The sequence below is a fragment of the Shewanella chilikensis genome (assembly GCF_002836945.1).
GTDB lineage: Bacteria > Pseudomonadota > Gammaproteobacteria > Enterobacterales > Shewanellaceae > Shewanella > Shewanella chilikensis.
On the sequence record NZ_NIJM01000001.1, the window covers coordinates 176272 to 186133 of the forward strand.

General features: G+C 52.2%; 6 protein-coding genes. All 6 read right to left on the reverse strand.

Annotation, left to right across the window (positions count from 1 at the left end):
• Nucleotides 1–1674: an intermembrane transport protein PqiB gene (gene pqiB / locus CX651_RS00760; RefSeq protein ID WP_224867546.1), complete on the reverse strand. Its 1674-nt coding sequence runs from the start codon at nt 1672–1674 to the stop codon at nt 1–3.
• Nucleotides 1667–2974: a paraquat-inducible protein A gene (locus CX651_RS00765; RefSeq protein ID WP_224867548.1), complete on the reverse strand. Its 1308-nt coding sequence runs from the start codon at nt 2972–2974 to the stop codon at nt 1667–1669. The genes pqiB and CX651_RS00765 overlap by 8 nt, the downstream gene beginning before the upstream one ends.
• A gap of 106 nt (nt 2975–3080) precedes the next feature.
• Nucleotides 3081–4556 carry an efflux transporter outer membrane subunit gene (locus tag CX651_RS00770; protein WP_101052682.1) on the reverse strand — a complete coding sequence of 492 codons (1476 nt, stop codon included), beginning with the start codon at nt 4554–4556 and terminating at the stop codon, nt 3081–3083.
• A complete protein-coding gene (locus tag CX651_RS00775; protein ID WP_101052684.1) occupies nt 4556–7654 on the reverse strand; it encodes an efflux RND transporter permease subunit in 3099 nt (1032 codons plus the stop codon). Before CX651_RS00775 ends, CX651_RS00770 begins: the two co-directional genes overlap by 1 nt.
• Nucleotides 7651–8760 carry an efflux RND transporter periplasmic adaptor subunit gene (locus CX651_RS00780; protein WP_224867552.1) on the reverse strand — a complete coding sequence of 370 codons (1110 nt, stop codon included), beginning with the start codon at nt 8758–8760 and terminating at the stop codon, nt 7651–7653. Before CX651_RS00780 ends, CX651_RS00775 begins: the two co-directional genes overlap by 4 nt.
• 106 nt (nt 8761–8866) lie before the next feature.
• Nucleotides 8867–9751, reverse strand: coding sequence for a LysR substrate-binding domain-containing protein (locus tag CX651_RS00785; protein ID WP_101052688.1), 885 nt, complete (start codon nt 9749–9751; stop codon nt 8867–8869).
• Between the last annotated feature and the right edge of the window lie 111 nt (nt 9752–9862).

A 9862-nucleotide genomic window follows, 5' to 3' on the forward strand; every position in this document is an offset into this window, starting at 1 on the left:
TCAATCGGCCTTTTTCGGTGTCGGATCAGCGGCAGTATCTGCCCCCATGATCAAGAGGTTGGGTTTTTCATTCAGTTGCCGTGACAAGGGCTGCAACTCCCGCATCACAGCCTTGAGCTGTTTCAGGCTGGATTGCAATTCGGCGTACATGGCCGAGTCCTGACCATAGTCCTGCGCCATCCCTTGAAATTCCCGCAGCGTGTTTTGCAGCTCACCCGGTAAGGCCTGCATCTCCTGTTGCTTAAGCAACTGCTCCAATTTTTGCCCCACCTTGTCCCATTGCGCCAAGGCGGCACTGGTGTTTTCCAGGGTATGGTTGACCCCCTGGAAAGTGCTCTCCAGTGGTAAGTTATTTAATTTGCTGATCAGTTGCCCCACCTGCTTTTGTATTTCGGCCACTCCGGCACGCTTGGTGGGAAACAGTGGATACTCCATAAAAGTTCCGGCCTGGTATGGCTCGGCATCCGGATACAGATCCAAGTCGATGAACAGCGCGCCGGTTAACAGACTTCCTGTCTTGAGGCTCGCTCTCAGGCCCGCCCCCAAATCTCTGTCTATTTCTGAGCGCAGCTGCTCAAGCCCCGCCGACTCGGCGTTTTCAAATACCCGCGCCAGCTCAATTCTGACCAATACCGGAATGGTGCCATTGCTGAGTCCTGCGCCATGAACACCATACTGCTGCAACGTCAGCGGTGCCTTGACCACTTTACCTATGGTAATACCGCGGAATTCGACGCTGGCGCCTTCATGCAGCCCCCGCACCGACTCATCAAACAACATGACATATTCCAAATACTGGCTATAAAGACTCTGACTAGCCAGCTCCCGCGAGTCATAGAGACGGAAATGGTCCTCACCATCCTCAACCTTTTCCCCGGCCAAACGCCCCTCAGGCAAGCCAAAGCTGACGCCTCCTCTGAGCAATGACTCCAGGGAACCCACCTGCAGATCAAGCCCCTTGGCGGACAGCTGCATATTCAGCCCCGATGCCAGCCAAAATTGGCTGTTGCTGCGCACCAATTCATCATAGGGTTTATTGATAAACAGCTGGTAAAACGCCTGGCGTTTATCGGTATCAAAGCCGGTGCTTTCCACTCTGCCGACTGTGAAGCCTTCGTAGAGTACAGGGTCGCCGACGCCAAGCTTGCCCGCCTGGCGGCTATTGAGCACGACCCTGATGCCCTGTTCATCGGCCGAGGCTACCGGAGGGTGCTCCAGTACATTGAACTCATAATTGGCGACGGCAGATCTTCCCGGCTCCAACTCTATGTAGGCACCGGACAACAAGGTATCCAGTCCTGTGATCCCCTCTTTGCCGATTCTGGGCTTCACCACCCAGAAACGAGCGTCTGTAGTCAGCATTCTCTCGGCATCCGGAGACACTCTTGCCGTCGCGATAATCGCGCTGTAATCATCACTCAATTTAATGCTCTCAATCACACCAACATTGACATTACGTGACTTGAGAAAAGTTTTACCCACCTCAATGCCTTCGGCAGTCTTGAGGTGAAGCTTGATCTCACTGCCAAGCTGATCGAAGTAGTCGTAAAGCATCCAGCAACCAATCACCAGTGCAACTATAGGTATCAGCCAAACGGCAGACACCTTGGCGCTTGGGGACTCTTCGGCCCGGACATATTCATCATTTAACATAGATTCACTCATATTATTCATGGGTAGACTTTTTAAGCCCTGACTGACTCCAAAGCACCCTGGAATCAAAACTAATAGCGGACAACATGGTCAAGATCACCACCATGGCGAAGGAAAGTGCCGCAGGTCCCGGCTTAATGGCCATAAGCTCATCCAACTGAACCAGAGCGGTCAGCAAAGCCACCACAAAGATATCTATCATGGACCAGCGGCCGATGAATTCGGTTACCCGGTACAGCGACTGATTGCGATTTTCTTTACCCTTGCCTGTTCCTTTGCCCACCTGGCGAAACAGATAAGCCAGAGACAGGATCTTGGCGGTAGGGATCACTATACTGGCCAGAAAAATTACTGAAGCCACAGGATAGGAACCCAGATGCCAAAGCAAAACTACACCACTGATAATGGTTGAGGCCTCAGTCTGCCCAACGCTGGTGGTATACATGATGGGATAAAAATTGGCCGGTATATAAAACACCACGGCGGCCAACAAAAAAGCCCAGGCAGTCTGCATACTTTGTAGCGGAATATAAGGCTGAACCCCGGCGCCACAGCGACAGCAGTTTTTACTCGACACCAAATTTAATTGGCCGCAGATATGGCAGGTCTCGTGGTTGTGATTCAGATGACTGTCGCCACTACGAACCTTGGCAATCTCGTCTCTGGGCGACAAGCGATCCCAGATCCACGAACTATCAATGACGGAGACAAACTTCACCAATAGCAGGCTGTAAACGCAAAAAGCCCAGAAAGATGGTCCAAAACCAACATCCGCCAAGGCGATAATCTTCACCATGGCAACCAAGATCCCCACCAGAAACACATCGGCCATCAACCAGGATTCAAACTTGAAAACAAGCTTGCTGCCCACTCGGGCCCAACCTAAAGACACAGCCTTGCCTTGGCTCGACAGATAACCCAGGCGATAGATGGACATGGCAAAAAGGATATAGATCAACGGCAAGATGATCACACACAGCAAGATCACCAACGCCAATATACTATTGCTGGCGTAATGCATGCTGACCAAGGCCCCCCAAAGACTGACCTTTTGCGACAAGCCCTGGACACTGAAAGACAGAAAGGGAAATCCCAGGCTCAAGGCCAACATGATAAGGGTCGCCAAACCATAGGCCCAAACCTGCTGAAACGGTGCCTTCAAGGCTGACTGTAAGCCGTGATGACAGCGAGGACAGCTCACCTTGTTGCCGGGTTTGGGCTCGCTAAAAGCACTCACCAAACCGCACTCTTCACAGGCCTGCAACTTGGTATTTTGCCCTTGGCTGTCAGCACCTTCCGGCGGGGTATTTAACGACTCCACAATAACTCCTGTGATTTTCAGTGTGACCAGACTCAGCTGTTCACCCTGGAAAAAGCGGGTGCAGGGATAGACTCACACAAAGCCTTCTGCACCTAAGATCAACGCCTTATTGTTGCGACTGGGTTTGCTTCAAGCTCCAGTCGCCCCCGAGCGCCTTATACAGATTGACAACAGTAGAGGCGGTATTGAGCCTGGCCACGACTTCGGCATCCTGAATGTTGTTTTTGACATTCTGGGCATTCAACACACTCAAGTGGTTCTCAAGCCCGGCTCGATACAGGGAAGTGGCCTTGGTCACCGCCGTCTCGGCCTGGGCCTCTGCTTTGACTATATGCTTATGATATTCCTGGCTATTGCCGTAGAGCCTCAGCACAGTTTCAACCTCATTGATGGCGTTATTGACCGTCTGTTGGTAACTCAACACAGCTGTCTTAAAGCCACTCTCCTGGATATCGACCATGGCTTGAGTCCGACCGGCATCGAAAATATTCCAGTTAAACCCCGCCGCCAGCGCCCAAGTCGTGGAGCCAGAGGAGAAGAGATCGTCAAAGTGATCTGCCGATATCCCCGGGGCGCCGGTTAGATAAAAGCTGGGGTACTTGGCGGCAATGGCGGCCCCCAACTCCTGATTCTTGGCGGCAATTTCCCGCTCGGCCAAGGCGATATCCAAACGCCGGGTCAACAATTCAGAAGGCACACCGGTCGGGATCAACTGCTGCATCTGCGGCAATGCGGCATCAGTCAAACGCGCCTGGGTTTGGTTGATATTCTCCCCAAGCAGCAACGCCAGCCGATGCAGATGTGCCTGCTTGGCCGAGTCCAGCATGGGCAGCATCGCCTTGGTCGTCGCCAGCGCAGCCTTGGCATTGGCTACATCCAGGCTGGAGCCATAACCATGGCGCTCCAGCGATTCCACCAGTGCCAGCACCTCTGTCTGCTCCTTGATATTCTTGGCCGCGATCAGCATCCGCTCCTCGGCGCCGCGATATTGCAGATAGTTATCTATGACTTCGGCCGTCATCAAGGTGGTGAGGTTGGCTCTCAGTATTCTTGCCTGCTCAACCCGAATTTCGGCGGCCCGGCTCAGGCTATCGATGCGACCAAACAGATCGGCCTCCCAGGCTATCGTCGCCCCGAGAAAGCTGCTATTGGGATCTCTGTCCATCAATTTGACACTACCGCCACCGAGGGAGTCGGGCAAGTCGACGCCGGAAACTGCGCCCCCCATCATGGGATCGTTCTCGCTGATCCGCAGATCCATATACCCACCGCCCAGAGAAACCGAAGGCAACTTCAAAGATGACACTGCCGTTTCGTAGGCCTGGGCCGAACGGATCCGCTCGGCGGCGATTTTCAGGTTGATGTTTTGCTGCTGCGCCGTGGCTACCAAGGCATCCAATTGCGGATCATTGAACTGCCGCCACCACTCTTGATAGTCAAGGGCCTGAGCCGCCACGCCTTGGGTATCGGCATTGAAATACAGCTCACTGACCTTCACGCTTGGCAACTGATAGTCAGGTGCCATGCTGCAACCACTGACCAGGGTTACGCCGACAATGGCAGCCAAAATATGCTTCTTCATTACTTCACCTCTTTGGCTGTCAATACAGGCTGTGATGGGGCCGCCAACTCAAGTTGTTCGGCTTCTTTTTGTTCATCCCTGTGATAAAACAAGCGATAAAGGGCCGGCATTACAAACAGTGACAGCACTGATGCCGCGGTGAGACCGCCAATAATGGTGGCCGCCATCTGATCGAACAAGCGATCGGTAAGCAGAGGGATCATCCCCAGCGCCGTAGTCAACGCCGCCATTGAGATCGCCATGGTTCGATTCAAGGTCGCAGCCTTGATCGCCTCGGCAATGCCCAAACCGTTACGACGCTCAAGCTCTATCTGATCCATCAGCACAATACCGTTTTTGATGATCATGCCCGAGAGGCAGATCATGCCGACTATCGCCATAAAGCCGAAGGGTTTATCCAGCAACAACAGACTCCAGACAATGCCAATGGAGGCCAGCGGCAAGGTGATCATGATGATCATGGGCTGGCGGAAGGCATTGAACATGGCGACCAGAATGATCAGCATCAACAAGGTGGCCTTGGGGTTCTGTTTCATTAAGTCATCAATTGAGCGCTGCTCGTCATAGTATTCACCGCCCCACTCCATCTTGTAGCCGGCCGGCAAGGCAATGGCTTCAATCTCAGCGGCAATCTGCTGACGAACATTGGATGCGGTGTCGCCGCTAACTCCGGCCTGAACCGTGATAGCCGGCAGCCGGTTGCGACGCCAGATCATGCTTTCTTCACCTTTTATCTCTATGCTCTCAACCACTTGTCCCATAGGCACGCTGTGAGTGCCCAGCAAAGAGCGCACCGGAATATTCTCAAAGTGCTCCAGAGTTGCGTTGGCGCTGCGCAGCTTAATGGGAATAAGGTCATCCCCATGCCTCATGGTGCCCACCTGGCTGCCTTCGGTCACCCGATTGATGGCATTGGCAATATCGGTTCGGGTCACGCCGGCGAGACGCGCCGCATGCAGGTCCACCATAGGCGTCATCACCTTACTTTCCTGGCGCCAATCGTCGCGAACATATTTGAGATTGGGGTGTGAGGCCATTACAGCCTTTGCCTCATCGGCCAGACGATGCAGCACCTCGGGATCCGGGCCGATAAAGCGCGCTTCAACCGAATACTTATCCTTGGTCGCCAGTTTGAGATCCCTGAATCTCGGCTCTGCATAGGGGAATTGCACTTTTAACCAAGCATCACCACGACTGACCAGGGGCTCAATATCCTCATAGCTGCGGGTGTTGATCAGTATCTGACCATAGCTGGAGTCCAGCGGCTCGGGTTCAACCGTCACCGAAAAGCGCGGTGCACTCTCGCCGACCGAGCTAGAAATACTCTCCACCTCTGGTTGCTGCAATAACCAGGCTTCGACCTTGCGCATATCGGCAGAGGTCTGCTCTATGCGACCACCATTGGGCAACCAGTAATCCAGAAACACTATCGCCCGGTCCGATGACGGCATGAAGTTCACCTTCAGCAACGGTGCGGCCAACAGGGTGCCGACCAGTAAAGGAACAACATACAACAAGGTTTTCTTGGGGTTTTCCACTACCCAATCAACCGCATTTTTGTACATCAACCAATAGCGTGAAGGGGCTTTTGCTTTGTCTTCATCAACGGCCGTGCCGAGGAAGAACCAGCACATCAACGGCGTGACTATCATGGCGATCACCCAGGAAAGCAGCAGTGAACTGCACAGCACCTGGACAATGGACAGGGAAAACTCGGCCGAATCGGTTTGTGACAGCAATACCGGCGCCGTGCCCATGGCGGCAATCACAGTCGCCGCCAGTAGCGGGACAGCCATCTCCTTGATACTATCGATAACCGCCTGGGTACGCTCTATCCCTTGTTTAATCTTGGCCTGGAACAGATCCACTATCACAATGGCGTTATCCACCAGCATCCCCAGGGCCAGAATAAAGGAACCCAGGGAGACCCGCTGCAGATCCACATTGGTCAAATTCATGTAAACCAGGGTAAATAGAATCGTCAGCAACAAGCTAGCACCAACAATCGAAGCACTGCGCCAACCCATAAAGATCAGCAGCACAACCACAACTATCACAATACTTTCAATAAGATTGCTAATGAAGTTATTGACCGACTTCTGTACTTCTTCCGGCTGATAAGCGATAACCCCGATACCGGCACCCGCAGGTAATTCGGCCTGATAATCCGCCAGCACCTGTTTGAGAGTGTCGCCTATGCTGACCACATTGATACCGTTGACTGGGCTCACAGCCAGAGTAACCGCCTGTTGGCCATTGAAACGGCTTAAAGTAGTTGCAGGATCCTGATAGTCCATAGTGATATCGGCGATATCGCCCAAGCGGATCACCGCCGAGTTCAAACCATTGATCCCGGTCTGAATACTGACGTTACGAATATCATCCACAGTTTGGAAACTGCCGCCCTGCTCTACCCGCAGGTTTTCAATCCCGAGATCAAAGTCACCGGCGGTCACTGGCATATTCTGGCTCTGCAGCTGATCGATCAGTTGCAGCATGGTCAGGCCGGTTTCGCTCAGACGTTCTTCCGAGACGCGGATATTAACCACCTGCTCATGAATACCGTGCAGCTGCACCTTTTTCACGCCATCAACCGCCTTGATCCGCCGCTGCAACTCTCTGGCGTGATCTTTCATCTCCGCCATGCTCATATTGTCGCCATAGACCGCAAACAACATGCCGTAGACTTCGGAAAACTCATCCTGGACTATGCTGATCTGCGCCTGCATCGGCAGCTCCAGCTTCACATCTTCCACTTTGCGGCGCAGTAAGTCCCACTGCTGCGGCAGTTCGTCAGAGTTCACCTTCTCTTTGAGATCGACAAAGATCATCGAGCTACCGGGACGGGATAGTGAACGCAGCTTCCACAGCGACTCCATCTCTTCCAACTTGGTCTCGACTTTGTCGGTCACCAACTGTTCCACTTCCTTGGCATCGGCCCCCGGATAGAGAGTCACGATAACCGCGCTTTTAACCGTAAATGAAGGGTCTTCCAACTTCCCCAGATCAAAATAGGAGTAGATCCCGGCAATCATGCCAAGAATCGTGAAAAAAATGACAAAGGTTTTTTGTCTCAGTGCAAAGGTAGACAGATTCATGACTTAACCTGCGCCTCGCCCAATACCTCCACCTTGTGTCCATTTTCCACAAAGGCTCCACCGGCCAAAATGATACGTTCACCTTGCTGGAGTTCGCCGGAAACACAGATAGAGTCGTCGGTTTGACTCATGGCTTTAACCGCTACTGCGCTGGCATGCTCATTCACTACCCGATTAACGTACAGCTGGCTCTTTTGACTGGATACCGCCATGGCCGGAATACAAAACACCGGCGCTTGGCTGGCGTAAGGTAAGTTCACCGCCACATTGACCGCCTTTCCGGCAACCAACTGCTTAGGCGCTTGTTTCAGGGCAAAGGTCACTTCATAGGTGCGTTTGAGCCTATCGGGGACACTGGCAATCTGGGTGATCTCGGCCGCAACCGAACCTTCAGCATTGAACCAAGAGACTTCACCGTTTGCGCCCTGGCGTAGATTCCAAATTTGACTTTCAGAGACATCGACCACGGCATTAAGTGTGGTGGGTTGATGTATAGTCACTATCTGAGTACCAACATCCACCTGCTCATATCGGTCGACAAAGCGCTTACCTATGACGCCGTCATAGGGAGCTTTGAGAGAGGTATAGGCCAGAGAGTCCTGGGCCTTTTTCAAAGATTGCTTCAGCAGCTCGACACCCGCCTTGGCGCGTGCTTCGGCACTAATGGCCCGATCCAGTTTGACCCCGGCTATCGCCTTATCATTAATAGCGGCGCGAACCCGCTTGAGCTCGATGGCTGCCAAACGATGTGCAGCCTCGGCCTCACTGAGCCTGGCCTCAAGCTCCATCACGCTGACCTGAAAATCATGAGGATCCAGACGAGCGATGACTTGACCCTTTTTAACCTGACTGCCTTCATCAGCCAAGATCTGCTCCAGTGTGCCCGGCACCCTAAAAGACAGCTCAGCCGTCTTGTCCGACTCCAGAATGCCACTGAACTGATGCACTCTGTCACTGACCGGAGCCGGAAGCTCCATCACCTGAACCAGTGGAAGCGCGGTCGAGGCCGCCTGTGGTTGCTCACTGTTGCCACAACCCCACAGCATGAATACCACGCTACTGCATAGCAGACTTAACTTAAGCCCGGTCGATTTTACTCTTGTCACTGCAATTTCCTAACTACTTATATCAATTGCGGCACAGAGTAATACCAGGCCATATTTAAAACAATAACATATATTTACACATCAATGTCACGGAATTCATGACAATCTACAGATCCAACTTACGTGCCTCCTCAATAATACTGTCGATCAATAACCTGGCGGCATGGGTCATCCCCTTGCGGCTCGGATAAACCAACCAAACATCATCAACATAAACTTCACACTCGGGCAGTACTTCTACCAACTCACCCGACTTGACGTGTTCTTCGGCGCTCAGTTCAGCCAACAAACTGATACCAGCACCATTCATAACAGCATGTTTTACGTAGGAACTATTGTTGGAGATCAGCCTGCTATGGGTTCGGTATTCACCCTGATTAAAAATCCATTTATCTTCCAGCTCGCCGTTGGCCAAACGGTGAATGATCAAAGCATGATTATCCAGATCATTTATCGATGTGGGCATGCCATGCTGCGCGATATAATCCGGGCTGGCATAGAGCTTTCGCAATCCTCTCATCAAGGGGCGGGCCACGAAGGAACTGTCTTTCATCTCACCTATATGAACACAGGCATCCAGACCGTAGGTCAAAATATCGTGGTATCCCAGGTTGCTGACATGAGTTTCCAAAGTGATCAGCGGATATTTTCGAAGAAATTCCTGCAACAAGTTGTGGGCGACAATATCGGCATCGCCAATCAAGCCCAGTTTGACAGAGCCCGTTGGCATATTCCTTTGGTTCTTGATTGACTCATTTAACGACTCCAATCTGGGAATAATCTCCAGCAACTGCTGATAGTAAATTTCTCCGGTGGGCGTCAGAGTCAGCTTACGTGTAGTTCTGGTAAAGAGTTTGCTACCTAAATCAGCCTCCAACTCACCAATACGGCGGCTGACATAGGCTCGTGGAACACCTATGGAACTGGCGGCGGCGGCAAAGCTGCCCAGATCCACAACCGATAAAAATAATCTGAGGTCGTCAATTTTCACTGTTTTCTTCTCATACCAAACATAAGTTACACACTATGCCTCTAAGGAGACCAAGAGGTAGTGTTCATAAATCTGTGTCATTTGAGTAATATACACCCAAAAGGATATTCA